The 24,334-nt window shown below is 58.9% G+C and carries 23 protein-coding genes; 14 read left to right on the top strand and 9 right to left on the bottom strand.

The annotated features are described in order from the left end of the window. Positions 1-110 precede the first annotated feature (110 nt). The gene (locus JJ917_08300) at positions 111-869 is read left to right on the top strand and encodes an SDR family oxidoreductase (protein MBO6698815.1); all 759 of its coding nucleotides are present in this window, start codon (positions 111-113) and stop codon (positions 867-869) included. A 42-nt stretch (positions 870-911) separates the two neighbouring features. On the opposite strand, the gene JJ917_08305 is transcribed toward JJ917_08300, so the two are convergent. The 4 genes from JJ917_08305 to JJ917_08320 form a co-directional block, all read right to left on the bottom strand. Then, positions 912-1,649 carry an amino acid ABC transporter ATP-binding protein gene (locus tag JJ917_08305; GenBank protein ID MBO6698816.1) on the bottom strand — a complete coding sequence of 246 codons (738 nt, stop codon included), beginning with the start codon at positions 1,647-1,649 and terminating at the stop codon, positions 912-914. After that, positions 1,600-2,313 carry an amino acid ABC transporter permease gene (locus tag JJ917_08310; GenBank protein MBO6698817.1) on the bottom strand — a complete coding sequence of 238 codons (714 nt, stop codon included), beginning with the start codon at positions 2,311-2,313 and terminating at the stop codon, positions 1,600-1,602. The genes JJ917_08305 and JJ917_08310 overlap by 50 nt, the downstream gene beginning before the upstream one ends. Positions 2,314-2,329: 16 nt before the next feature. After that, positions 2,330-3,007, bottom strand: coding sequence for an amino acid ABC transporter permease (locus JJ917_08315; protein MBO6698818.1), 678 nt, complete (start codon positions 3,005-3,007; stop codon positions 2,330-2,332). A 108-nt stretch (positions 3,008-3,115) separates the two neighbouring features. Next, a complete protein-coding gene (locus JJ917_08320; GenBank protein MBO6698819.1) occupies positions 3,116-3,925 on the bottom strand; it encodes a transporter substrate-binding domain-containing protein in 810 nt (269 codons plus the stop codon). Between the two features lie 296 nt (positions 3,926-4,221). Between JJ917_08320 and JJ917_08325 the strand changes: the two genes are divergently transcribed. The 3 genes from JJ917_08325 to gcvPB all read left to right on the top strand — a co-directional run bounded on the left by JJ917_08325 (position 4,222) and on the right by gcvPB (position 8,425). After that, a complete protein-coding gene (locus JJ917_08325) occupies positions 4,222-5,334 on the top strand; it encodes an NAD(+)/NADH kinase (protein ID MBO6698820.1) in 1,113 nt (370 codons plus the stop codon). 110 nt (positions 5,335-5,444) lie between these two features. Further along, positions 5,445-6,866 (top strand): aminomethyl-transferring glycine dehydrogenase subunit GcvPA, encoded by a 1,422-nt coding sequence (gcvPA, locus tag JJ917_08330; protein MBO6698821.1) that lies wholly within the window; start codon positions 5,445-5,447, stop codon positions 6,864-6,866. Then, positions 6,863-8,425, top strand: coding sequence for an aminomethyl-transferring glycine dehydrogenase subunit GcvPB (gene gcvPB, locus JJ917_08335; GenBank protein MBO6698822.1), 1,563 nt, complete (start codon positions 6,863-6,865; stop codon positions 8,423-8,425). Before gcvPA ends, gcvPB begins: the two co-directional genes overlap by 4 nt. A gap of 21 nt (positions 8,426-8,446) precedes the next feature. Here gcvPB and JJ917_08340 read toward each other — a convergent pair whose 3' ends face one another. Beyond that, entirely contained in the window at positions 8,447-9,586 is a 1,140-nt protein-coding gene (locus tag JJ917_08340; protein MBO6698823.1) for an FAD-binding oxidoreductase, read from the bottom strand. 41 nt (positions 9,587-9,627) lie between these two features. On the opposite strand from JJ917_08340, the gene JJ917_08345 reads away from it, so the two are divergent. Beyond that, complete coding sequence (locus tag JJ917_08345) at positions 9,628-10,578, top strand: dihydrodipicolinate synthase family protein (GenBank protein MBO6698824.1); 951 nt, start codon at positions 9,628-9,630, stop codon at positions 10,576-10,578. A gap of 15 nt (positions 10,579-10,593) precedes the next feature. Here the strand turns inward: JJ917_08345 and JJ917_08350 are convergent, their stop codons facing one another. Together JJ917_08350 and JJ917_08355 are read right to left on the bottom strand one after the other, a co-directional pair. Then, positions 10,594-11,355, bottom strand: coding sequence for an SDR family oxidoreductase (locus JJ917_08350; protein MBO6698825.1), 762 nt, complete (start codon positions 11,353-11,355; stop codon positions 10,594-10,596). After that, positions 11,352-12,458, bottom strand: a complete 1,107-nt coding sequence (locus JJ917_08355; protein MBO6698826.1) for an NADH:flavin oxidoreductase/NADH oxidase — start codon at positions 12,456-12,458, stop codon at positions 11,352-11,354. The genes JJ917_08350 and JJ917_08355 overlap by 4 nt, the downstream gene beginning before the upstream one ends. Positions 12,459-12,575: 117 nt before the next feature. On the opposite strand from JJ917_08355, the gene JJ917_08360 reads away from it, so the two are divergent. After that, entirely contained in the window at positions 12,576-13,415 is an 840-nt protein-coding gene (locus JJ917_08360) for a sugar phosphate isomerase/epimerase (GenBank protein ID MBO6698827.1), read from the top strand. A gap of 4 nt (positions 13,416-13,419) precedes the next feature. Here the strand turns inward: JJ917_08360 and JJ917_08365 are convergent, their stop codons facing one another. Beyond that, positions 13,420-14,178, bottom strand: a complete 759-nt coding sequence (locus JJ917_08365; protein MBO6698828.1) for an SDR family oxidoreductase — start codon at positions 14,176-14,178, stop codon at positions 13,420-13,422. An 84-nt stretch (positions 14,179-14,262) separates the two neighbouring features. Here JJ917_08365 and JJ917_08370 point away from each other — a divergent pair, with 84 nt between their 5' ends. Genes JJ917_08370 through JJ917_08380 form a run of 3 tightly spaced genes read left to right on the top strand, consistent with a single transcriptional unit; the run spans position 14,263 to position 18,038 of the window. Further along, entirely contained in the window at positions 14,263-15,207 is a 945-nt protein-coding gene (locus tag JJ917_08370; GenBank protein MBO6698829.1) for an NAD-binding protein, read from the top strand. Positions 15,208-15,214: 7 nt separating this feature from the next. Further along, entirely contained in the window at positions 15,215-16,924 is a 1,710-nt protein-coding gene (locus tag JJ917_08375) for an FAD-dependent oxidoreductase (GenBank protein MBO6698830.1), read from the top strand. Beyond that, complete coding sequence (locus tag JJ917_08380) at positions 16,911-18,038, top strand: FAD-binding oxidoreductase (protein MBO6698831.1); 1,128 nt, start codon at positions 16,911-16,913, stop codon at positions 18,036-18,038. The genes JJ917_08375 and JJ917_08380 overlap by 14 nt, the downstream gene beginning before the upstream one ends. Here the strand turns inward: JJ917_08380 and JJ917_08385 are convergent. After that, the gene (locus tag JJ917_08385) at positions 18,035-18,889 is read right to left on the bottom strand and encodes a helix-turn-helix domain-containing protein (GenBank protein ID MBO6698832.1); all 855 of its coding nucleotides are present in this window, start codon (positions 18,887-18,889) and stop codon (positions 18,035-18,037) included. The two genes, JJ917_08380 and JJ917_08385, sit on opposite strands and share 4 nt — an antisense overlap. A gap of 233 nt (positions 18,890-19,122) precedes the next feature. On the opposite strand from JJ917_08385, the gene JJ917_08390 reads away from it, so the two are divergent. From JJ917_08390 to JJ917_08410, 5 genes are all read left to right on the top strand, one after another. After that, the gene (locus tag JJ917_08390; protein ID MBO6698833.1) at positions 19,123-20,460 is read left to right on the top strand and encodes an extracellular solute-binding protein; all 1,338 of its coding nucleotides are present in this window, start codon (positions 19,123-19,125) and stop codon (positions 20,458-20,460) included. A gap of 80 nt (positions 20,461-20,540) precedes the next feature. After that, a complete protein-coding gene (locus tag JJ917_08395) occupies positions 20,541-21,440 on the top strand; it encodes a sugar ABC transporter permease (GenBank protein ID MBO6698834.1) in 900 nt (299 codons plus the stop codon). Beyond that, a complete protein-coding gene (locus JJ917_08400) occupies positions 21,440-22,267 on the top strand; it encodes a carbohydrate ABC transporter permease (GenBank protein ID MBO6698835.1) in 828 nt (275 codons plus the stop codon). Before JJ917_08395 ends, JJ917_08400 begins: the two co-directional genes overlap by 1 nt. A 3-nt stretch (positions 22,268-22,270) precedes the next feature. Beyond that, positions 22,271-23,395, top strand: coding sequence for an ABC transporter ATP-binding protein (locus JJ917_08405; GenBank protein ID MBO6698836.1), 1,125 nt, complete (start codon positions 22,271-22,273; stop codon positions 23,393-23,395). Further along, positions 23,392-24,309 carry a dihydrodipicolinate synthase family protein gene (locus tag JJ917_08410; GenBank protein MBO6698837.1) on the top strand — a complete coding sequence of 306 codons (918 nt, stop codon included), beginning with the start codon at positions 23,392-23,394 and terminating at the stop codon, positions 24,307-24,309. Before JJ917_08405 ends, JJ917_08410 begins: the two co-directional genes overlap by 4 nt. Positions 24,310-24,334 lie beyond the last annotated feature (25 nt).

Raw genomic sequence — 24,334 nt, forward strand, 5'->3', positions numbered from 1 at the left:
TGGCCTCTTAGTGCTGAGCGTTGAACGCTTTGACACCGGGCAGATGGCACTGTATCCATCAAATTGGACAGACCAATTAAATAACCAGACGAAAACGAGGTCAAGCCCTTATGGTCAATCTCAGCGATCTCAAGCCGATCACGGTCCCCGATCTTTCCGGCCGGACCATTCTTCTGACCGGCGCCGACCGGGGCATTGGTGCCACGCTGGCGAGGCTTTTGGTGGACAAAGGCGCGCATGTCATTGCGGGCGTCTATGGAAAAGTAGCCGATACCAAATTGCTCGATGGGGCAGAAACCATCAGCCTCGATGTCACTATCCAGGCGCAGGTCGATGCCGCGATTGCGACGGTGGGCGACAAACTCGACGTGTTGGTCAACAATGCCGGCGTTATCGACCCGATTGGCCACGCAGCCGACCTCCCGACCGATACACTGCGCACCGCTTTTGAGGTCAATGTGCTTGGCGTTCACCGCATGACGGTTGCCGCTCTGCCGCTCCTCAAAGCCTCGCAGGGCGCCGTGGTCAACGCCGGCACCGGGGCTGCCACCACGCCGATGGAAGGCTGGACCGCCTATTGCGCATCGAAAGCCGCGATGCGGATGCTGACCCAAATGTTTGCGATGGAGTTAGAGGGCACCGGCGTACGCCACACCTTCATTGGCATTCCACCAACCGACACTGACATGCAGGGCGCCATCCGCCAGGCGGGACTTAACCCGATCTCCAAAATCGCCCAAAGAGATCTGGTGGACCCGGTGGTGCCTGCCTCAGTGATGGCGTGGCTGTGTAGCGCTGACTCCGCAGTACGTTCGGAGGTTATCCAGGATGTCCGCGATGAGTTTTTCACGCGGAAGATGGCGCTGTAACGCCAGTCGGCGGCTTCAGCACCAATCCACAGTTCAGCAGCCCTAGTGCCGCAAGATTTTTCCAAAGAAATCGCGAGCACGCTCAGCCTTCGGTGCATCGAACAGGATCGCTGGCGGCCCTTCTTCGACCACCTCACCCTCGTCCATGAAGATCACCTTATCAGCGACCTCACGAATGAAGGCCATCTCGTGGCTAACCAGGATCATCGTGATGCCTTCGGCGGCGAGACGGCGAATGGTGTCGAGCACTTCGTTGACCAGCTCGGGATCGAGTGCCGAGGTTACTTCGTCGAGCAGGAGAATTTGGGGCTTCAACGCCAACGCACGTGCAATCGCAACGCGCTGTTGTTGACCGCCCGATAGTTGATCGGGAAAGGCCGCGAGCTTGTCAGCGAGACCCACCATGGCGAGCAGTTTTTCTGCTTCCAGCCGCACCTCGGCAATCGGTCGCTTTTTGATCTTGGCCGGTGCGACCGTCACGTTTTGCAGGACGCTCATGTTCTGAAACAGATTGTACTGCTGGAAGACTATAGCCATCTGATCGCGTGCTTCGCGCACGGAGGCCGCACTTTTGTAGTTGATGGTCTTGTCGTGGATCGTGACGCTGCCGGACGTGACCGGTGTCAGCCCAACAAGCGTGCGCAGCACCGTCGATTTGCCTGACCCAGATGGACCGACAAGGCCGATCACCTCCCCCTTTTCCATGGAGAAGGAAACGCCCTTGAGAACCTCAATCGCGCCGTAGCGGGCGCGCAGATCGTTGACCGCGACGTGTGGCAAGGCGTTTCTCCAGATACTGGCCCAGCATGCTGAGCGGGAAGGACATAAGGAAATAGCAAAAGGCGATGGTTCCAAACACCAACAGGGCCGAGAAGCCCTGATTGTTCAGCTCCTTGCCGCGAAAAGTGAGCTCAAAAACCCCGATCTGGCTGACGAGCGCAGTGTCTTTGATGAACGAGACGGCAAAGGCGATTGCTGGTGGGATGATGACCGGCCATGCCTGCGGAAGCACGACGGTTAAGAGCGTGCGCAGCCTCCCAAAATTCATTGCCGTTGCCGCTTCGACCTGTGTTTGCGCCACCGATTCAATGCCGCCGCGAATGATGTCGGCAGTGTAGGCTACCGCGTAGATGCAGATTGCGATGACAGCGATGGTGAACAAGGAGGCATCGGTCGTGATCGTCTGGATGAAGAAGAGCACCAGATAGATCACCACGATAAAGGGAATGCGGCGGAAAATCTCCACATAGGCGATGCAAATCGCGCGCAAGGGCAGCGCCCACAGTCCCGGGGTCTGGCGCAGATAGACCAGGACAAAAGCCAGCCCAAATCCGATCAGACACCCCATGGCCGTCATGGCCAGCGTCAAACCGGCCGATTGGGCGAGAAGCACCATATTGTCGAGCGTAAAAAAGCGCGGGATCTGTTCGATGATCCGTTCCATCAGCGGCGATCCATCCTCAAAAAATCCTCGCCTTGACGCGGAATGCCCAACGACCCAGCAATGCAAGCCCGATGGACGCGATGAACGTCAGCACGACGTACATGACGGCGACGATCGAGAAATATTCCAGCCAGCGATAGTTGACGGTCGATAGGTTGATCGCCTGACCGGTCAGCTCGTCGACGCCGATCAGCGCGCCGATGGAGGTGCCCATCACCAGGACAACGATGAAAAAGTTGGCGAGCGCTGGATACACCGACTTGGCGATGTGTGGGACGATGATGTAGCGGATTTGCTGGACCAGCGAGAAGCCGAGCGTCTGGCCCGCTTCCAATTCGGTTCGTCGTACGGACAAAAACCCGGCTCGCAGGATCATCGTCAGGTAGGCCCCGGCATTGAGGATCAAGCCGATCAGCACGCAAGCTTCGTTTGACCAGCGGATGCCCACTTCTGGCAGCCCAAAATAGAGAAAGTAGATTTGGATCAGCGCCGGCGTGTTGGTGATGAAAACGACATAGCCATCGACCAGAAGCCGCAAAGGCTTGGCGCCAAAGGTGTTAATTGCCGCTCCGACCAACCCGATGACGGCGCCGCCACCGAAAGCCACAACGCCGAGTTGGAAGGTCAGCCAAGCGCCCGCCATGAGCGCATCAAACTGGCCCCAAACGACGCCGTATTGGAACGTGTAGTTCATGGCGAACCGGCGACCCTATATTCTACCCGGCACTGCACCCGGCCCTGCCGCTGACGCTGAAATCAGCAAGACGAATGGCAAGACCGGGGGCAGCGTCGGGAAGACGGATTAGAAGTAGGGATTGGGCGTGATATCACGCAGCATCGGCGAGCCGTAGTGCGCTTCCCACCGTTCGTTGACGAAGCCCGAGGAATGCAGACCGTAGAGCAGGATGTTCAGCACTTCGGTCAGATTATCGTTGCCCTGTGCAACGCCGATTGCGCAGTAAGCCACGAAGATCGGGTTTTCGACCACGCGCCAATCGACATCGGGATAGTTTTCAGTAAAGGCCATGAAGAAGTCGATGTTTTCGACAATGGCATCAGCGCGTCCCTGCGCTACCAAACGAACCGTGTCGGCCAAGGTGTCGACAAGCTCCAGCTCGACATTGGGCATGTTCTCTTCAATCCAACCCACAGTCCAGTTGCCGCGCATATTGGCGAGCGTCACGCCTTCCTGGTTGAATTCCTGCCAGCTGTTGCCGTCGATCTCGGACGTGGCGAGCACAGCCAGCACTTCGGTGTGCAACGGCACCGTATAATCGATCAGCATCGCCCGTTCGGCATTGCGTGTCAGGGCGCCAAGCGACACATCGATGCGATCGGAAACCAGGAACGGCACGCGCTGCGGTGTCTCGGTTGGAACCCACTCGACTTCAACGCCAAGCCCTTCGGCCAAAGCATTGGCAACGTCGATGTCAAAGCCTTCCCAATCGCCCGCGTCATTGCGCGTGCTCATGTTCGGGAAATTTGGATTGATGCCGACGCGCAGCACGCCTTCCGACAAGATTTCATCCAGGGTGCGCGCTTCGGCGACTGCCAACGGCGCGCTCAAAATGGCAAGGCCGGATAGGGCCGCAACGAATGTGCGTTTGAGCATTGATCTTCCTCCACGATGGGTTGGCCCGATGTCTCACCAGCCAACAAAAGTGAAAGCCCACATAGCGTTCTGTGCGCATTACGAACTTTCGTGCGGATTATGGCGCATTGTCGCACCTTGCTGTCAATGGCGCATCCGTACGTGCAAACCGCTATGCGCGCATTCTGTACGTTCAAAGGATAAACGGTCGGATTCCAATCGATGGCGACCCCTCCCCTTTCGAACAACTGTGCGTATATTGAACGCTGTCGCCACGTTTTGGCGCAACTGCGATGCGTTGATGGGCACGGGCAAACATGCAGATTGGATTGATCGTAAACCCGATTGCCGGCTTGGGCGGGCGCGTCGGATTGAAGGGCACCGATGGCCCCGGCACGGTGGCCGAAGCGTTGAAACTGGGCGCCGAGCCACAGGCCGGGCCGCGCACTTGGCGGGCGCTTGCTCGCCTTGCTGACCGTGTTCCAGGCGCGAAGCTTCAAGTTGCTCCCGGGCCACTTGGCGCGGATTGGACAGAGGGTCTCGACCTGACACTTGATGTGCTGGACACCGAAACCAGCACGCGAACGGCGCGTGATACGCGACTTGTTGTTGAGGGCATGTCGGACCGAGACCTGATCGTTTTTGCCGGCGGGGACGGCACGGCCCGGGATGTCGCATCCGCCGCCCGTTCGGGCCAAGCGATCCTGGGCATCCCTTGCGGTGTGAAAATGCACTCGGGCGTCTTCGCCGTTTCGCCAGAAGCTGCCGGAGCCTTGTTGGCCGACATCTTGACCGCCCCAGAGCGTATTGCCTGGAACGAGGAGGCGGAGGTCATGGACATCGACGAAGCGGCCTTGCGTCAGGGTCACATTGCGCCGGAGCTTTATGGTCATGCCCGCGTGCCTCTGGTGCGCAGTCGCATGCAGGCGTCGAAGGGAGGGCTCCGCAAAAACTGGGGCGCGGCTCTGGCAGGCGCTGCGGCAGAACTGGCGAATCAGATGGACCCAGACACGCTCTATGTCATTGGCCCTGGAACAAGCGCCGGTGCCGTGATGAAGGCAATGGGTCACACGCCGACGGTCCTGGGAATTGATGCCATGCGGGGCGGCGAAGTTGTCGGGCAAGATCTGAGCGCGGCGGAGTTGGAACGTCTTGCCGGTGATCGTCCCGTGAAGATTGTGCTTGGCGTGACAGGAAAGCAGGGCTTTCTCATTGGTCGGGGCAATCAACAAATCAGCCCCAAACTGCTCGCAAAGACCGGTCGTGATGGTCTGATCGTGCTGGCGGCAGAGGACAAACTCATGGAGCTTGCCCAACCCCGCCTCTGGGTGGACAGCGGCGAACCGAACCTCGACGCCGAACTGGAAGGCTTTCTGCGCGTGCGGACAGCGCCTGGTCGAGAAACGATGATGCGGCTTTCTGCCGGTTGAAATCGCGCCTTCGTTGGCTTGATTTCATCTGTGCGTTATGTGAACTTTTGTGCACTATTTGCACGCCCATCAAGGCTGCCAACCATTTCCCGTGATCCAAGGAGCATTGTATGTCGAGCGAGCCCAGGCCCACACAGTCCCGATCCCACCCTTGGATGGCGCTTTCCGCCCCCGGTGTCATCGACGAGATGCTGGCTGAAATCGGCGCGCCCTCGGTCGAGGCTCTTTTTGAGCAAATTCCGCAAGATCATTACCGAAAAACACCGCTTGATCTGCCGCCAGCACTCACCAGCGAGATGGAGCTTAAACGCGACCTGGTTACGCGGTTGAAGCAGAACGAAAGTTGCGAAGACAATCTGAGCTTTTTGGGCGCAGGCGTCTGGCAGCATCATGTGCCAGCCATCGTCGATGAGATCGTCGGGCGCACCGAATTCGCGACGAATGTGTGGGGTAGCTATCAGTCCGACCATGGTCGCAACCAGACTTGGTTCGAGTTCTCCTCTCAGCTCGGCGCGCTACTGAACCTAGATGTGGTGCAGTTGCCCGTCTATTCCTGGGGCTGCGCGACCGGCCACGCGATCCGTATGGCGGCCAAGATCACCGGGCGCAAAAAGGTCCTCGTTCCGCAACTCAGCGATCCTGAGCGCCTGTCTGTCATCCGCACCTATTGCCAGCCGCAGGAGATGGAAAGCGCCATCGAGGTTGTCATGGTGGCGGCTGACCCGACATCGGGACGCCTTGATCTCAATGATCTGAAAGCCAAGCTCGGGGCCGATGTGGCAGCGGTCTATTTCGAGAACCCGGCCTATCTCGGCACCATCGAAACCGGAGCGGCCGAGATCGCCAAACTAGCGCGCGCAGCAGGCGCAGAAACCATTGTTGGCGTCGATCCGATCAGCCTTGGCGTTATGACCGCACCTAGCGACTATGGCGCTGACATTGTCACCGGCCCGGTGCAACCGCTGGGCGTCCACATGCAATGCGGCGGCGGCGCGGGCGGCTTCATCGCCTCACGCGATGAAGAAGCTTACGTGCGTAGCTACAACGGCTTCTTGGTTTCGATCGCCGAAACACTGGAACCTGGTCAACACGCATTCGGCCTCGCCTGCCCACACCAGAATTCCTATGGCATGCGAGAAGACGGCAATGATTGGACCGGCAACTCCACCTATCTCTGGGCGATTGCTGGGGCGGTCTATATGAGCCTGCTTGGGCCGGAAGGTTTCGCCGAAGTAGGCCGCCTGATTGTTTCGCAAGCCCGCTATGCTGCCAAGCTTCTGGGTGAGGTGCCGGGTGTTCAGATCATCTGGCCGGACACGCAATTCAAAGAGTTCGTCGTCAACTTCGATGACACGGGCAAGACCGTGGCTGAGATCAACGATGCTCTTCGCGCCAAAGGGATCTTCGGCGGCAAAGACATTTCAGGCGAAGGGCTAGGTGTTGGTCAGTCCGCGCTTTACTGCGTGACCGAAATGCACACTGCCGCCGACATTCAACGCCTTGCCGATACCATGAAGGAGGTTCTGTCATGAGCCGCTTGCCGAATTTTCACGCCGCCAAATGGGACGAGCCGGTTGTCATGGAAATGGGACGTCCAGGCGGTCGTGGACAAGTCTTCCCAGCCCCTGAATCTGAGGTCGCCAGCAGCGTAGGCGAGAATTTAATCCCTGGCGCGATGGCGCGCAAAGACCGCCCGGAACTGCCTGAGATCACAGAGTTCGAAGCGCAGCGGCATTATCTGCATTTGAGCCAGATGACGCTTGGCATGATGGGCGTCAGCCTCTTCGGCACCTGCACTATGAAGTACAATTCCAAGACGTCGGAATATGCGACGTTGCGGCCCGAACTAGCAGACGTACACCCCTACCAGCACGAAGACACGCTTCAGGGTGTTTTGGGCATCATTCACGAGTTTGACGGCATTTTGCGGTCGCTCTCAGGCATGGATCAGTTCATCTTTCAGGCTGGAGGCGGTGCGGATGCGGCCTACACCATGACGGCCCTCGCCCGCGCCTATTGGAAAGACAAAGGCTTGCTTGGCCAACGCACGGAGATGGTGACATCGGCGCAGTCGCATCCCTGCAACCCAGCAACCGCAGCCGCTGCTGGCTTCAAGGTGGTGAACCTTCCGCTGGAAGAAAACGGTTACCCATCGCTGGATGCGTTGAAGGCCGCTGTGAGCGACAAAACCGCGCTCATTATGCTCAACAACCCTGATGACATGGGCATTTATAACCCTGAGATCAAAGAATGGGTGCATGTTGCCAAAGAGGCTGGGGCACTCTGCTTCTACGATCATGCCAACTTCAATGGCGTTATGGGCAAACTGTCCGCGCGGGAACTCGGCTTCGACGCCTGCATGTTTATGCTCCACAAGACCTTTGGTGCGCCGAAGGCCGGTGGTGGCCCCGCCGTTGGAGCCTTTGGCTGCTCGGATGACCTCGCGCCCTACCTACCGACGCCAGTCGTGGTCAAAGAGGGTGATCGCTATCGGCTGGATGAGGATCGCCCGAAGTCGGCCGGCAAGGTGCGCGAATATTGGGGCAATGTTCCCCAAGTTGTGAAAGCCTATGCCTGGGCGCGCGGCATGGGTGCCGAGGGCATTCAGTTGGCGTCGGACATTTCTGTTGTTGCCAACAATTACATGGACAAGCGCCTGTCCGAAATCGACGGGCTCGCGATTTCGAACCCTGATGTCAAAGCCCATCGAATGGAGATGACGCGCTGGTCGCTGGGCCCGCTGGCTGAAGAAACCGGCATCGGCACCGTCGATTTCGCCAACCGTATGGCTGACTTTGGCATCGACCCCTGGTGGATGAGCCACGAACCCTGGATCGTCGCCGAACCCTTCACGCCCGAAGCCGGCGAGCTTTGGTCGAAAGAGGATATCGATCTTTGGATCGATGTCGTCGCCAAGATCGTCGAGGAAGCGCGGACTGACCCTGACATGGTGAAATCAGCGCCGCACAATCAGCCCGTTGCGCAAGTGAAGGGCGACGTTTTTGAGGACCCAAGCCAATGGGCGATGACCTGGCGCGCGTACCAGCGTAAGATCATGGGTGGCGCACAAGCTGATCGCGGCGCGGCTTAGGCCGTGCCACGAACCGCTCCATCAGTCGGCCAAAACGGATATGCCCTTAAGGTCAGCACTGGGTCTCTGACCAAGCACCAATTCGGCAACAACCTGCGCAGTCATGGGTGCAGCACTAAAACCGACCCAGGGAAAAAGCGCCAAAAAGAACCCTGGCGTGCCGGGTACTTCGCCGAGAATCGGGCGCCAATCTGGCGTACCGTTGACCCAAGCTGTCCAACTGCGCACGGCGCGCATGTGACCAAGTTTCGGCACCACATCGGCGGCAATGCCCATATTGCCGGTCAAGCTCGATGGGTCGGTGGCAAGCGTGCCATCGGAACGCAAAGCGGCCGGCCATCCACCCCCGATGATGCAACCGCCATTGGACGCCTGTTTCAACGACAGTTTTCCTGCCGCCGAGTAGACCAAATGTGGGATAATCGGCGCCACCGGTTCAGTAACCGTGACCTGCAAGGGAAACCCGTCGATCTCAATGTCCACGCCGAGCATGGCCGCGATTTCACCGGCTCTCGCGCCCGCGGCGTTCACAACACGGCTGGCCTGCAAGGTTCCGCGCGACGTGGCGAGCTGAATACCGCTCGCCTCTTGCGCCATTCCGGTGACCATCGTGTTGCGCATGATCGATACGCCCGCGACTTCAGCCGCCTCCGCCACAGCCGGCGTTGCACGCAAAGGATTGGCTTTGCCTTCCAACGCGCAAAAACCGCCGCCAATCGCTTTGTCCGACAGATAGGGCGCAACGACACGCAACTGATCACGATCCAGAAGCGTGGTCTCGACACCATGCTCGGCCTCGATCACGGCCTTTTGCTCAATCAGTTGCATCTGAGCTTCGGTTCGCGCGACGACAATGCCGCCGCCCAGTTTGACGTCCAGATCCTCGCCCACACGCTCCGACAACGCCTGCCAAAGGCCAAGCGACTCTTTCAAGAAACGCAGGCACGGTCCGTACGCACGAGCCCAATCCTCTCCGTACAGAGCGAACTCGGGGTACTGAATCTGCAGGTGCAGCGACCCAGCATTGGCGCCAGATGCCTGAGCACCAAGATCACCGGCCTCCACCAGCGCCACCGAGGCACCAGCCTCTGCCAAGTTCCAGGCGGTCATCAATCCCGTGATGCCACCGCCGATCACCAGAACATCAAAACGATCTGCCATCAGTGCAGCATTCCTTTCCGCTTCGATCCAATGAGGACAGCATGAGCAAGAGTTTTTCCGGCAGTCACACCGTCACCGTCACACCGTTCACGGAAGGTGGGCGTGCCATCGACTTCCCTGCTTGGGAGCGGTTTCTCGATTGGCAGATGGCGTGCGGCGTACCCGGCGTCATCATCCTGGGCACGACAGGCGAGTTTCTCACCATGACCGACGAGGAGCGCGAGCAGTTCGTCGAACACACGGTCAAATACATCAACGGCCGCATCACCGTTTGGGTCGGCACAATGAACGCCTACACGCCGAACGCCGTACGCTATTCCAAACAGGCCGAAGACCTTGGCGCCGACGGGCTGATGATCATTCCGCCTTACTATTACACGCCGACTGACGACGAGATTTTCAACTATTACCAGGCGATCTGCGACGGCTGCGATCTGCCAATCATGCTCTATAACAACCCCTTCACCTCGAACGTTGATATGAGCGCTAAGCTGGTGGGAAGGCTCACCAAGAGCTTCAATCAGATCCGCTACATCAAAGAGGCAAGCCAGCGCATCGAACGCATCCACGACATCATCCTCGAAAGCGACGGGCTGATGAATGTCTGGGCCGGGCAACGGGTTTTGGAAAGCTACAAGATGGGGGCCAAGGGCTATGTGAATCCCTATGGCAACTACATTCCGCGTGCCTCTGTGAAGTTCGTTGAGTGGGCAGAACAAGGCCGCTGGGACGATGTGCAAGCCGTCCAAACGGTGATTTCGAAGTTCGACATGATCATCACCGAAGGGCATCCGCTCTATGGCCACCAATGCTATTCCAAGGCTCTCGCTGCCGCCGCAGGCTACCCAGTCGGCGATGTGCGTGCGCCGATCACGACGTTCGAAAGCCTCGGTGAGGAAGGCCGCGATCGTGTGGCTCGTATGGTGCCGCTGATGGAAGAGTTGGACCGGATTGTCGATGGGATCGAAGGTCGCCAGGTCGCTGCGGAATAGCATCGAAGAGCAGCCTTAACGAATGTAGGCCGCGCCGTTCACGTCGATGGTGGCGCCCGTCAGATGGCGGGCGCGGCCAGTGGCCAAAAAGACTGCCGTCTCTGCGATGTCTTCCGGCGGCACCCACTCGCCCATGGGCAAGGTCGCCGTTACCGCCTCTTCACCACCAACTTTGGCGGCAGTCTCGACCGACATGCGTGTGCGCACGACACCTGGGGCGATGACATAGGCAAGGATGCCTTGGGCCGCATAGTTACGCGCAACCGTTTTGGTCGCGGCGGAGATCGCCGCCTTCGACGCGGCATAAGCAATGGCGCCGGGATTTGAGGTGCCGCGCGTCGTTACCCAACTGCCGATTCCGATCACCGAGCCTTTGGTTTCTGTCTCAAGCCAGTTGCGCACAGCATGGCGCATTAGACGGGCGGGGGCATGCACATTGACGGTCATGGCTTCAGTCCAGACCGCATCCCATTCCTCAATGGGATCGGAAATACCGCCGCTCTGACGCATGATGCCGGCATTGTTGATCAGGACGTCGACACGTCCCCCAGCTAGCTCCCACGCTTCGGCCCAGAAACGATCGACTGCTTTCAAATCCTTGAAATCGGCTTGAACCAGGTGGGCTCTGCCCTCTGCCGCTGCTTCCACGCCTGCTCGATCGCCACCATAATGGGCGATTACGGTCGCACCGGCATCAAGCATTGCTTTGGCTGTGGCAGCGCCGATGCCCTTTGAAGCACCGGTCACGATAATGGTCTTGCCTGCTAGCTCACTCATCGTTCGCTCCGTTTGACAAAGGGGGTTGCCGCAAGCGCCGGATTGCAGCGCGCATAGGGCGCTGGCAACGCTATTTCGGCGCCCAGCGCAACCGCAGCTTTCCATGTCCAACGCGGGTCCCAAAGCATGCCGCGCGCCAGGGCGACCAGGTCAGCCTGACCGGTGGCGATGATCGTTTCGGCCTGCACGGGATCGGTGATCTGACCAACAGCCATGACGGGCATTCCGGCCTCGCAACGGATGGTTTCGGCAAATCCGACTTGGTAGCCTGGCCCAGTGGTGATTTTCTGGCGCTGATCAAGACCGCCGGAGGTGACGTCGATCATGTCACAGCCAGCCTCTCTTAGGGCTTGGCTGAACGCAAGCGTTCCGGCCATATCCCAGCCGCCATCGATCCAATCGATCGCCGATAGCCGCACGATCACCGGCTTTTCTTTCGGGAAGGCTTCGCGCACGGCTTTGAAGACATCAAGCGGGTAGCGCATGCGATTTTCCAGCGAACCGCCATACTGATCTTGGCGGTGGTTGGTGATCGGCGACAGAAACTGGTGCAGCAGATAGCCATGCGCTGCGTGCAACTCGATCAAATCAAAACCGGCGCGCTCAGCGCGCTTGGCAGAATCAACGAAGGCGTTACGCACGCGCTCCAGCGCTCCATCATCCATCGCGCGCGGCTCGGGCCAGCCAGGAAGATAAGGAATCGCCGAAGGAGCGTCGGTCACCCAGGCGCCCTCGCCTTCGATCAAGCCGCCCCCTTCCCAGGGCGCCACCGTGCTTCCCTTACGCCCAGCGTGGCTGAGTTGAATGCCCACACGCATATCGCCGACCGACTTCATGAACGTGATAATACTGGCGAAGGCTTCCTCACACGCATCATCGTACAGGCCTGTACAGCCCGGCGTGATGCGGCCATCTGGCTCAACGCCTGTAGCTTCAACGAAAATGGTGCCCGGACCGGACATCGCGAACTGGCCCAAATGGGCCAAATGCCACTGTCCCGGCACACCGTTGATCGCCGCGTATTGGCACATGGGAGAGACGACAACGCGATTGGGCACTGTGAGCCCACCCAGTTGGAGGGGCGTGAAAAGCTGAGCGGCCATGGCTGACTTTGAACCTGTTGGAAAAGGCGATTGATCGATGCCAATCGTGCGTTATAGTAACTTGTGTGCGCTATTTGAACATGGCGCGGAAATGCAGACAAGCAGAAAGGTCCGTTTATGTCCCCGCTCCGTGTTGCCGCCAGTACCTTTCCCTTCCTTTATTCACATGGCGGTTTGGATGCGCTCAAGCATCTGAAAACGCTCGGATATGACACTTATGAGTTGATGATCTTTCCGCCGCATTGCTGGCCGCGCGAACTGACGGTCGCCGACAAGCGCGACTACAAGGCTTGGCTTAATGGCGAGGGCGGTCATGTGAGCAGCTTCTGCTACCCGCTGCTCGACAACAATCCCAATGGCGTCGATCGTCTGATGCGTGGCTACACGCTGGATCGCTACAAAGAGGCGATCGATTTCGCGGCCGAGTTGGAGTGTCCCTATGTGGTCGCCATCCCAGGACCGGTGAACAGCCTGATCAACCCGCCCTACCAGTGGATGCTCGACTGGTTTGTTGAAGGTGTCAAAGAGCTGGTGGCCTATTCCAAGGGAACAGGCGTCGAGATCCTGTTGGAAAACGTGCCGTTCACGTTCTTGCCGACGGCCAAGGACATGGCCGACACAGCCGCCCTGATCGGGCCGGAAGTCGGTGTGAACTTCGATGTCTGCAACAGCGCCTTCATCAAGGAAGACCCTGCCGATGCCATTCGTATGCTCGGCGGCCTTGTGAAAAACGTTCACATTTCCGATTCAGGCTATGACGATTTCAAGCACGAAAAACTAGGCACCGGTATTGTTGAACCTGGCCCTGCAGCGCAGGCGCTCAAGGACATCGGATACACCGGTGTTACTGTGTTGGAAATCATCACCGATGCTCTGGCCGAGGGTGCCGACCCCGACGGTGAAATCAAAGAAAGCCACGATATCCTGACCGCCAACGGGTGGGCGGCCAGGGGATAGGCGCCTAAGCGAGGCCCGCTTCCACGGGTAGGATCACCCCTGTCATTCCTGCTGAGGCGTCCGACGCCAGGAAGTAGGCTGCGTTGGCCACATCCAGTTCTGTGGCAAGACAACCCAACGCCGATTCGCTTTCCAATGCTGCTAAGGCTTCGGCGGGCGACGGCCCGCCAGCCCTATGCCGCGTCTCAACGCGTCCCATCAGCGCTTCGGTGGCAATTGGCCCCGGCGCCAGTCCATTGACCCGGATCTTGCGTGGTCCAAGATCAAGAGCAGCCGCGCGCACCACTCCGATGACGGCATGCTTGGAGGCTGTGTAGAGCACCTGTTTGGGGTGGGCCTTGTAGCCGTTGATGGAGGCCATCGCGACAATGGACCCATGGCCGGACTGTTCCAGCGAGTCGGCAAACGCACCGATAGTCGCAGCGACGCCCCAGACATTGACCCGCATGACGCGATCCCACTCGGCAAGATCAAGTTCGTCCAAGCCACGCCAAGGCGGGACCAGGCCAGCATTTGCGACCAGGATGTCCACTTTGCCAAGCCGCGCGGCCAGTGCCTTCAGTTGGGCATCGGCTGTGTCGTTGGCCAGATCGACGCCTTCTGCCTGCCACGCGTCAGGCAAGTCGGACAGTCTGTCGGGCAAATCAACGGCAACGATGGTGGCACCACCGGCCGCTAGCCGTTCTGCGATCGCACGCCCAAGGCCACTGACCGCACCAGTCACCACAGCCAGGCGCCCCTCAACGGAATGATTGTTTTCCACGGCAAAACCCTCCAACACAGGGGCATCAAGTGATGACCCAATTCGTGATTGCCTCTCCCGCACACTTGTGCGTTATGTGAACTCATGCAAGACAAATCGTTAGATTCTCCGAAGATCACCATCCTGGGCGCCGGGTCGATTGGCGTGTCGTTTGCCGCTTTTTTCTCCGATATCGGCGCGCATGTAAGCTTGATCGACCCCGATGCAGAACGGCGTGTAGCAGCCTCTCAAGGGTTGGCAGACCAGAGAGAATCTATGCGTGAGGCTGGTCTCTTGCGCGGCGGTGCCGGTCCAGTGGACACCCTCGGAAACCTCGAAACGGCGCTCCCAAAAGCTGATCTTGTCATCGAGTGCGGGCCAGAAAACCTTGCAACGAAGCAAGAGATTTTCGCCGATCTCCTAGCTAGGAGTGGGTCGGAAACAGTCTTGGCGACAGCCTCGTCGGCGATCACAATTTCAGAGATCCTGCCGAATCCATCCCAGCAAAAGCGATGTCTGGTCGCGCACCCGGTTAATCCGCCCGCAATCCTCCGCGTTATTGAGTTGGTGCCCGCGCCCGGCACTGACCAACAGGCAACAGCGAAGGCTGCCTCACTTTTCCAGTCAGCTGGGTTTGAGACCGTCCAACTCGGCCATGAGATTGAGGGGTTTGTGCTCAATCGCCTGCAAAGCGCTGTCCTGCGCGAGGCTTACCGGCTGGTCGATGAGGGCGTGACGGATGTCGCTGGAATCGAGACCATCATGAGGATGGGCCTTGGCCCACGATGGGCGCTATCGGGTCCGTTTGAAACGGCGGAGCTCAACACGCCGGGCGGCATCAAGGCGCATGCCGCGCGAATGGGGCCAGCTTACAAGCGCATTGGCGAAGCCCGCGGGGAAACGGTTGATTGGAACGATGCTCTTATCTCCAAGGTCGATGCGCAAAGGCGCGAGGTTTTGTCGTTGGGCGAACTTGCCGGGCGGGCGACATGGCGTTCGCGCGCTGTCGCTCGTCTTGTTGCCGTGCGCGATCGGCTGATGCAGGACTAGCCGTGCAATGACCGAGATCGTTTTTCAGTACCAAGGGCGTGAGATCGCCGCGCGCGAGGGAGAAAGCCTCGCAGCGGCCCTAACGCAGGCGGGGGTCCGCGCGTTTCGAGAGACTGCCAAGGGTGCTGAACGCGGCATTTTCTGCGGGATGGGCGTCTGCCAAGATTGCCTGGTTGATGTGGACGGCACGCCGAACCGTCGCGCCTGCATGACGCCGGTCGAAAACGGCATGTCCGTCACGCGGCAGGTCGCGCTGCCAGAATTTGGCCACGAGGTGAAAACGCCGGATGGTGAGGCACTGCACCTTTCACCGAATGTCCTAGTTGTTGGTGGTGGCGCAGCGGGTCTTTCGGCAGCCATCACCGCCGCCGAAGCCGGCGCGGAGGTGGTGCTGCTCGACGAGCGCAAGGTGGCTGGCGGGCAATATTACAAGCAGGCCGCCAACGGCACGATCCTGGACCAACAACAGGATGATGGCGCGCAGCTTGTCGCGCGTGCCAAGGCATCGGGCGCGAGATTGATATCCGGCGTTGAACTTTGGGGCGCGTTCGACGGGCTGCTTTTTCTCGGCCATCGAGAGGGTGCGCCACTTATCGCGAAGCCAAAAACCGCGATCATCGCAACCGGCGCGTACGAACGGCCGGTGACGGTGCCTGGATGGACGCTTCCCGGTGTGATGACAACCGGAGCGGCGCAAACCTTGTGGCGTAGTTATCAGACCTTGCCTGGAAAACGTATCGCTGTGTGCGGCTCGGGACCACTCAATGTTCAAGTCGCACTAGAGCTGGCGAAAGGCGGCGCTGAGATCGTTTATCTCGCCGAGCGCGCTCCGGCTGCCATCACCAAACCGTTGACCGCTCTGGCTATGGCGGCGGCAGACCCAAAGCTCACCTTGCAGGGCCTCAACATGCTGGCCGGTCTGCGCCAGCACGGCATCAAGGTGCGGAACAACAGCGAACTCCGTAAAGTTGTTCAAGACGGAGATGGCTTGGCCGCGACGTTCACCGCTTCTGGAGGCGAAGAAACGGTGCATGTCGATGTGCTTTGCATGAATGCTGGTTTTGAACCACAGAACGAGATCCTTCGCCTCCTTGGCGCGTCGATGCAGTATGACGCAGCCATGGGCCATCTGCGCTGCGAAAAAAACACACGCATGGAGACAAGCGTATCCGGCCTCTACGCGATCGGGGACTGCACCGGGCTTGGCGGTGCGCCTGCCGCCCGCATCGAAGGTGAGATCGCAGGGGCTAATGCCGCTGCCGCAACCGGCCATGGTGAGCCAGGCGACTTGTCCGGCAAGCGCCGCACGCTGGCCAAGCATCGGAAATTCCAAACCAAGCTTTGGACGCTTTACGACATCACGCAGCGCGATACAGCGCCACTACCGGACGAGACCACAATCTGCCGCTGCGAGGAACTGACCCTTGGCGATGTTCGCACTGGATTGGCGACAACGCCCGGTCATGTCGGTTCGCTGAAGCGCGCAACACGGGTTGGCATGGGACGCTGCCAGGGACGCTATTGCGGGCCAATCGCTGCGCGCATGGTGTCTGACGCGACTGGCAAGGCCATTGAAGATTTGAGTTTTTTCGCGCCGCGTGTGCCAATCAAACCCGTCGCCATTTCAGCCATCTTGGCTGCTGAAGAGGCCATCGGCGAGGTGCAAGGCGAAAGCTTGGTCGAGGCCGTCATCGAGGCGCCCGATGACAGCGGCTGACACGCTCGTCATTGGCGGCGGCGTAACCGGCACCGTCGCAGCGATTGCCTTGGCCGAACAAGGCGCGCGCGTCACGATCCTCGATGCTGCAACCAATGCCGGTTCAGACAGCAATGCCGGATCGCTGCACGTGCAAATGCAAAGCCGTTTTATGCGCCTCTATCCCGATCAGGTGGCCAACGTTGAAGCCTCCCTGCCCTTTTATCGTGAAGCAGCCGACGTCTGGGCACAACTTGACCAAGATCTTGGCGGCCTCGAGTTGGTGCGCCAAGGCGGGTTGATGTTGGCCGAAAGCGCCGACCAATTGGCGTTCTTGGAAACCAAAGCGAAACGGGAGGCGTCCAAGGGTCTCAAGGTCGAGATTCTTGACCGCACCGCCCTCGACAAGGTGGCGCCCTGGCTTGGTCCGCAGATTGTCGGCGCGGAACTGTGCAAGGACGAGGGCAAGCTCAACCCGTTGATAGCCAACGCGAAATTAAAGGCGTGGTCGGCGACGCTTGGCGTTGAACGCCGCACCGTGCGCGTTGAGCGATTGGACCAGGGGCCGGGCGACATATCGGCGGTCACGTCCGACGGAATTTTTGGCGCAGACCAAGTCATCATCGCCGCGGCGTGGGGATCGGGCGATCTGGTTGCCCCCTTTGGGATCACGATCCCGACCAAGGCTGAGCCGCTGCACATGAACATCACGGAATCCGGCGCGCCAGCAATCCACCATCTGGTGCAGCATGCAGAGCGGTCAATCACGCTCAAACAGTTCGGCTCGGGGCAAATCGTGATTGGTGGCGGTTGGCCGGCAACGGGTCGCGGCGCCAACCATCCGCCTGCGGTGGCATCATCATCATTGATGGGCAACGTGGCTTTGGCCGCCAAGCTCGTGCCCAGGATCGCCGGTCTGCGGGTCATCCGCACCTGGGCCGGCATGAACACCACGATCGATGGCGCCTCGGTGATCGGTCGTCTGCCGCAGACCGACCGCATCATCATGGCGATACCCGGCGATGCCGGCTACACGCTTGGACCGCTGGTTGGGCAGGCGGCGGCCGCTTTTGCGCTTGGCGAAAAACCCGACACCGATGTCGAGCGTTTTTCTCCGCATCGCTTTGCCGCTTAGCGTCGCAATGCCTGGCTGATCTTGCTGACGGTGTCCTGCAGCTTGGGAAGGATGAAATCGACCATCTCGGTCGTTGTCATGCGCAAAGTCGGCACGCCGACATTGATCGCCCCGGCCATCACACCGGATGAAAGATAGAGTGGCACGGCGATCGACATGAGACCGGTCTCGAGTTCTTGATCGACAAGCGACCAGCCTTTGTCGCGCACATCCTCCAAGACCTTTCGAAACTCGGCGCGGTCGGTCACCGTACGATCGGTCATACGCGTCAGCGGTATGCTTTGCAGCATGCCCAACCACTGATCTTCTGGAAGCCCAGCCAAGAGAACGCGCCCCGTCGCCGTTGCGTGTGCGGGAAAACGTCGTCCAACCGTAATGCCGACACTGATCACTCGATGAAACTGCGTGCCGCTGACATAAACGACGTCGAAATTGTCCAAGATCGCCGCAGAAACACTCTCGCGGGTCTCCTCCGAAAGATGTTCGATAAAGGGCCGCGCAATGTCCCATGTGCCTTTGGAGGACAGCACGGAAAATCCGAGCTCGAGCACCTGCGGCGTTAGATCAAACAGTCTACCATCGGCCACCGCATAGCCCTCTCGCACCAATGTCAGGAGGATTCGGCGGGCGCCAGCGCGGGTGTTTCCTGTCTCGGCGGCGACCTCGGAGAGCGTCATTTTTCGTCGGGTCCGATTGAAAGCGCGCAGAACATCTAGCCCGCGCGCCAGCGAACTGACGTAATCACGTGAATTGGGCGCACCGTTACCGGTCTCGTCCAAGTCATCCGGCGCTGCCGTCATCAATCCAGCAGGCGTATCGGAAGCCTTCGATTTGGCCTTTTCTGCAGGCATGCTTCTCCCGGCCGCCTTTTCTTTTGGCTTGTTCGCCATGGCGCCTTCCTTTTCATCCTTCCTTCTCAGCCCACAAAGAAAGGCTGATTCCGCACAAGAGTCTGCCTAGCACACCGCATTTGCATCCGGCAGCCAACGAATTGCGGAAAAGCACTTGCGTAGATCGTCGGATCGGTGAATTATCGCACAAGCGTTCGCTATGTGAACTTTTTGAAGAAATGGGAGACTTCAACGTGATCAACAAAAAAGACATTGCGCCGGGCATTTCGCGCCGAACAGCGCTCAAAGGCCTGGCCGCGACGACAGCTCTGGCAGCAACGCCCTTTAGCATTGCGCGGGCACAAAGCGATGTGACGCTCCGCTGGTGGTCGCCGCAAGCTGCTCCGGCGCAAGTTGAAGCCTACGAATTGCAGATTGCCAACTTCGAAGCCGCCACCGGCATTCGCGTTGAATTCGAAACCACCTCTGATGAAGGCTATGCGCCGCAACTGGCTGCAGCATTCTCCTCGGGCGAAGTGCCTGACATTGTCACCCACCTGCCGTCCTTCGCGGTACAGTCTTACTATGCCAACGATTTGCTGGTTCCGTTCAACGATGTGATCGAAGCCATTGGCTCCGACGACTACTTCCCCGGCGCTAACAATGTGTATCGCGCCGCCGACGGGAACTATTGCGGTACGGGCATCGGAAACTCGGCGGCCAACATGCTCTGGCTGCGCCGTGACCTGATGGAAGAAGCTGGCATCGACAGCGCGCCTGAGACTTGGGACGAGCTGCGCGCTGCTGTCTCCGCCATGCAGACCGGTGGTCTGTTTGGTGCGCCCCTGCCCTATGGCCGCAACTCAATGACGTCGCTGATATTCATTGGCTTCATTCACCAGGCTGGTGGTCAGGTATTCTCGCCGGATCTTGAGGTCGCCATCGACAATGAAGGTACCCGCAATGCGCTGGAATTCTATCGCGAGATGCGCGAATTCTGCCCTCCCGGCGCGACAAACTATTCCTGGGGCGAAAGCCTGACGGCCTTCGTGTCCGGCGCAACAGCGACCGGCATCTACACCGGCCGCGTGCTTGCCAATGTCAACAACCAGAACCCGGACATCGCCGACCATGTGACTTGCGTGCGCTACCCGCGCATTTCGACCGACGTCGCGCCGTGGACGTTCAACGACTTCCCGTCGGTATTCATTCCGGCACAGTCGCAGAACATCGATGCGGCCAAGCAGTTTGCGGCCTTCCTGTTCGATCCGGAAGGGTACATCAAACAGTTGCACGCTGCGCCTGGTCATGTGCTGCCAGTGTTGCAGTCAATTAACAACAATCCGATGTACCAGAACAACGACATCATCCAGAAGTACGCGCCTGAAGTGGAGCTGATGGCTGAGTCTGCTGCTGGTGGTTTCAACCTCGGATACGAAAGTGCCGATCACCAGTCCAACGAAAAGGCTGGCGAGATCATCGGCTCAAACGTTATCTCCGATCTGGTGCAGAAGGTTGTGCTGAACGGCGACAATGTGGATACCGCGCTAAGCGATGCATCGATGGCCATCGAAGCCATCGTCAACGGCTAACACTCTAGCCAAAGCTTTGCGATCCCTGACCGCCTCTCGACGGATGTTGAGGGGCGGTTGGCGCCACTTGAAAGAAACCGATGTCTGCGGCCCCAAAAACTTTGCTTGAACGGCGTTACGCTATGCTCGGCGTGATGCTGATCGCGCCAACGGTCATCGTGTTCGGGTCGGTTATCGTTTATCCGCTGCTTTCAGCGATTTATCTGTCTTTTTTCAATATTTTTACGCCCACGCTTGAGGGCGATTTCGTCGGCGTTGCAAACTATTTTGAGCTTCTGCAAACCGGTGCGTTCTGGAACGCGTTGGGTAACACGCTCATCTGGACAGTCGGCACGCTTACGCTGCAAATCTTGTTTGGCGTTGGCATGGCCTTGGTACTGCATCAGAACATCTGGTTCCGCAGCCTTGCCCGCTCGCTGATCCTCTTTCCCTACTTCATCTCGACCGTGGTCGCGGTGCTGGTCTGGAAGTGGCTGTTCAACGATCTCTACGGGATTATGAACCACTTCCTGATCACGCTCGGTATCATCGATTTTCCGATCGATTATCTGGGCACCATGCCCAACGCGATGATCTCTGTGATCCTTGTCGGCGCATGGAAGTATTTTCCGTTCGTTGTGATAGCCGTGCTGGCCCGCCTGCAAACGATCCCGGACGCGCTCTATGAAGCCGCCAAGATTGATGGCGCGGGGCCAATCGCTCGATTCTTTGATGTCACGCTGCCGCAGCTTCGAGACGTGCTGGTCGTCATCATTCTGCTGCGCGCGATTTGGGACTTCAAAGAGTTCGACCTCATCTTCCTGCTCACAGGCGGCGGTCCCTTAAGCGATACCCAGACGCTGCCGCTACTCGTCTATCAAGAGGCCTTCGCGCTGAACGATATGGGCATGGCGTCGGCCTTCGCCGTGGTGATGATGCTGATCATGCTTGTCTTCATGATTGTCTATATCCGACGCACGCGCAGCGAGGAGGACGCTTGATGTCGTTTGTCCGCAAGTTCGCGTTCAATATCTTCGCCTGGGCGATCGTTCTGGCTGTCGCATTCCCGCTGTTTTGGATGCTGGTCACTTCGGTGAAACCGGGATTTGAGCTGTTCCGCCGCCCGCCGACAATGCTGCCTGAAACCTGGACGTTCGAGCACTATTGGCACCTTATCGAGCGGACCAATTTCCTCACCTATTTCCGTAATTCAGTTGTGCTTTCCACAGTCACGACCTTGGTGGTTGTCGCGATCGGAACACTCGGCGCCTACAGCCTCGTGCGCTTCAAGTTCCGTGGCCGTGAGAGCCTCGCGTTTCTGGTGCTCTTCACCTATCTGCTGCCGTCGGTCGTGCTGATCATTCCGCTTTATCTGCTGCTGGTGAACCTTGGCTTGTCCAACACAATCTTCAGCCTGGTGATTGCCTACACGACGTTTGCCTTACCCTATGCGCTTTGGCTTCTACGCTCGTTCATGGCGGGTATTCCAGAAGACTTGGAAAGTGCTGCGCTTGTTGATGGCGCATCGCGGATGGGTGCCTTCTGGGATGTAATCCTGCCGCAGCTCCTGCCTGGCATCATTTCAACAGCGCTGTTCACGTTCATCCTGAGCTGGAACGAATATCTCTACGCTTTGGTATTGGTGAACTCCGATAGCGCGCGTCCGCTCACGACCGGCGTGATGAATATGCTGGTCTCATCCTTCAATATTGAGTGGTCGCTGCTGATGGCCGCCTCGGTGATGATGAGCGTACCGCTCATTATCGTCTTCGCCTTCCTACAAAGCTATTTGACCCGCGGCTTCGGTGCCGGCGGCGTGAAAGGTTGATTTATGGCCGCTGTGGTCTTCTCAAACGTTAGAAAAGAGTTTGGCAGTTTCACCGCCGTGCACGGTCTTGATCTGTCGATTGACGAAGGTGAGTTCGTATCTTTGCTGGGCCCGTCGGGCTGCGGTAAGACGACAACACTGCGCATGCTGGCCGGCCTGGAATTCCCGACCTCCGGCAACATCCATATTGGTGATCGGGTGGTCAATGACGTCGCACCTGGCCAGCGCGACATCGCCATGGTCTTCCAGTCCTACGCGCTCTATCCGCACATGACGGTGGCGCAGAACATCGCCTATCCGCTGAAAAAGCGTGGTGTTGGAGCGGCAGAGCAAAAAACGCAGGTCGCCGCAACGGCTGAGCTTCTGCAACTGACCGAATTGCTTGGCCGCAAACCACGCCAGCTTTCCGGTGGCCAACAGCAGCGGGTTGCACTTGGCCGGGCATTGGTACGCGATCCCAAAGTGTTTCTGCTCGACGAGCCGCTGTCGAACCTTGATGCCAAACTGCGCGGCTATATGCGTGTCGAGCTTGTTGAGCTGCACCGGCGCCTTGGCAGGACCATGGTCTATGTCACGCATGATCAGCTCGAAGCGATGACCATGTCGGATCGCATTGCCGTCATGGAGGGCGGCGAGCTTCAGCAGTTCGCCCCACCAACCGAGGTGTATGCCGCACCGGCCAACCGGTTCGTGGCAAGTTTCATCGGCACGCCTGGCATGACACTGATGGATGGCGAACTTTCCAACGAAGGCGATAGCTGGATGTTCAAGGCCGACGGCGTGTCACTGACCGTCGGACAGCTTGGCGAAAACGCTGCCGCAGGCCCCGCATGCCTGGGCGTGCGCCCAGAGCATGTCCGGATCGGCGAGGGACCGATAAAGGGCGTCATTCAGGTGGTGGAAAAGACCGGGCACGAAAACATCGTGCTGCTGGAGCTCTCCGGTGGCCATCGTCTGACCGGTCGCGTTCCGGCGCCGCAATCATGGAGCCCTGGGGAAACAGTTTCACTATCCTTCGACGCGGACCACGCCCACATTTTTGGACCGGGTCCAAAAGGCCCAAGGCTCAATCGCGCAGCCAGCGTTGAGACAATGACCAACCCTGCCCTTCAGAAAGCCCTGCCATGAACAGACACAGCATCGACTGGGCCGGTCCCATGCCGGCGGTGACCACGCCTTTTCATGCCGATCTTTCGATGGATGAAGAAGGGTTTGTCGCCAACATCCATCGCCTCCTGAATGCCGGCGCAACCGGCATAGTCGCTGCAGGATGCACAGGCGAATTCTGGGCACTGTCGCTGGCCGAGCGCGAACGCTTGGCCAAGCTGACCGTTGAAGCGTGCAAGGGTCGTGGCCCTGCCATCGTCGGCACGGGCGCGATCCGCGAAGGCGAAGTGATCGAGCAGATTGACGCGGCCAAAACCGCAGGTGCGGACGCCGTGCTTGTGATGCCTGCCTATTTTGCCCATCTCTCCGACAGCGAAACCATCGAGCATTTCGAAGCTATCGATGCGAAGTCGACGCTGCCCATCGTGCTCTACAACATTCCTGGCAATGCCGGGAATGCGATCACACCAGCCATCGCCGACAAGCTAGCTGACCTGGACAATGTTGTAGCGATCAAGGAGAGCAGCGGCGCTTGGCAGAATTTTCATCAGACGCTGAACTTGGTGAAAGATCGTATTCGCGTGTTCTGCGGACCATCCTCGACAATTGGCGTGGCCGCTGCTCTGGCCGGCGCTGACGGCCACATCGACTGCTTCCCCAATGTTTGGGAAAACTGCCTGCAGCTTTGGTACAAAACTAAGGCAGGTAAGATGGATGAAGCCTGGGCATTGCAAGCGACGGGTCAGGCAATGACCGACCTTTTCATCAGCGAGGGGCGCACGCTTTATCCGGCGACCAAAGCTGCAATGAACTTTCTTGGTTTTCCAGGTGGCGGCGTTCCACGCCCACCTTTGCGCCCGCTTTCTGGCACTGCCCTTAAAGGTCTACAGGCGGGCATGGACAGCCTGATTGGCACGAACAAGCAGGTCGCCTGACCGCTTACACCGACACGTAGGAGTA

Source organism: Hyphomicrobiales bacterium (genome assembly GCA_017642935.1).
Classification (GTDB): Bacteria; Pseudomonadota; Alphaproteobacteria; order Rhizobiales; family MH13; genus MH13.

Excerpts from the sequence above, each read along its gene's own strand:
- JJ917_08300 (MBO6698815.1), top strand. The coding sequence starts at position 111 with ATGGTCAATCTCAGCGATCTCAAGCCGATCACGGTCCCCGATCTTTCC.
- JJ917_08310 (MBO6698817.1), bottom strand. The coding sequence starts at position 2,313 with ATGGAACGGATCATCGAACAGATCCCGCGCTTTTTTACGCTCGACAAT.
- JJ917_08315 (MBO6698818.1), bottom strand. The coding sequence starts at position 3,007 with ATGAACTACACGTTCCAATACGGCGTCGTTTGGGGCCAGTTTGATGCG.
- JJ917_08320 (MBO6698819.1), bottom strand. The coding sequence starts at position 3,925 with ATGCTCAAACGCACATTCGTTGCGGCCCTATCCGGCCTTGCCATTTTG.
- JJ917_08325 (MBO6698820.1), top strand. The coding sequence starts at position 4,222 with ATGCAGATTGGATTGATCGTAAACCCGATTGCCGGCTTGGGCGGGCGC.
- gcvPA (MBO6698821.1), top strand. The coding sequence starts at position 5,445 with ATGTCGAGCGAGCCCAGGCCCACACAGTCCCGATCCCACCCTTGGATG.
- gcvPB (MBO6698822.1), top strand. The coding sequence starts at position 6,863 with ATGAGCCGCTTGCCGAATTTTCACGCCGCCAAATGGGACGAGCCGGTT.
- JJ917_08340 (MBO6698823.1), bottom strand. The coding sequence starts at position 9,586 with ATGGCAGATCGTTTTGATGTTCTGGTGATCGGCGGTGGCATCACGGGA.
- JJ917_08345 (MBO6698824.1), top strand. The coding sequence starts at position 9,628 with ATGAGCAAGAGTTTTTCCGGCAGTCACACCGTCACCGTCACACCGTTC.
- JJ917_08350 (MBO6698825.1), bottom strand. The coding sequence starts at position 11,355 with ATGAGTGAGCTAGCAGGCAAGACCATTATCGTGACCGGTGCTTCAAAG.
- JJ917_08355 (MBO6698826.1), bottom strand. The coding sequence starts at position 12,458 with ATGGCCGCTCAGCTTTTCACGCCCCTCCAACTGGGTGGGCTCACAGTG.
- JJ917_08360 (MBO6698827.1), top strand. The coding sequence starts at position 12,576 with ATGTCCCCGCTCCGTGTTGCCGCCAGTACCTTTCCCTTCCTTTATTCA.
- JJ917_08370 (MBO6698829.1), top strand. The coding sequence starts at position 14,263 with ATGCAAGACAAATCGTTAGATTCTCCGAAGATCACCATCCTGGGCGCC.
- JJ917_08375 (MBO6698830.1), top strand. The coding sequence starts at position 15,215 with ATGACCGAGATCGTTTTTCAGTACCAAGGGCGTGAGATCGCCGCGCGC.
- JJ917_08380 (MBO6698831.1), top strand. The coding sequence starts at position 16,911 with ATGACAGCGGCTGACACGCTCGTCATTGGCGGCGGCGTAACCGGCACC.
- JJ917_08385 (MBO6698832.1), bottom strand. The coding sequence starts at position 18,889 with ATGCCTGCAGAAAAGGCCAAATCGAAGGCTTCCGATACGCCTGCTGGA.
- JJ917_08395 (MBO6698834.1), top strand. The coding sequence starts at position 20,541 with ATGTCTGCGGCCCCAAAAACTTTGCTTGAACGGCGTTACGCTATGCTC.
- JJ917_08400 (MBO6698835.1), top strand. The coding sequence starts at position 21,440 with ATGTCGTTTGTCCGCAAGTTCGCGTTCAATATCTTCGCCTGGGCGATC.
- JJ917_08405 (MBO6698836.1), top strand. The coding sequence starts at position 22,271 with ATGGCCGCTGTGGTCTTCTCAAACGTTAGAAAAGAGTTTGGCAGTTTC.
- JJ917_08410 (MBO6698837.1), top strand. The coding sequence starts at position 23,392 with ATGAACAGACACAGCATCGACTGGGCCGGTCCCATGCCGGCGGTGACC.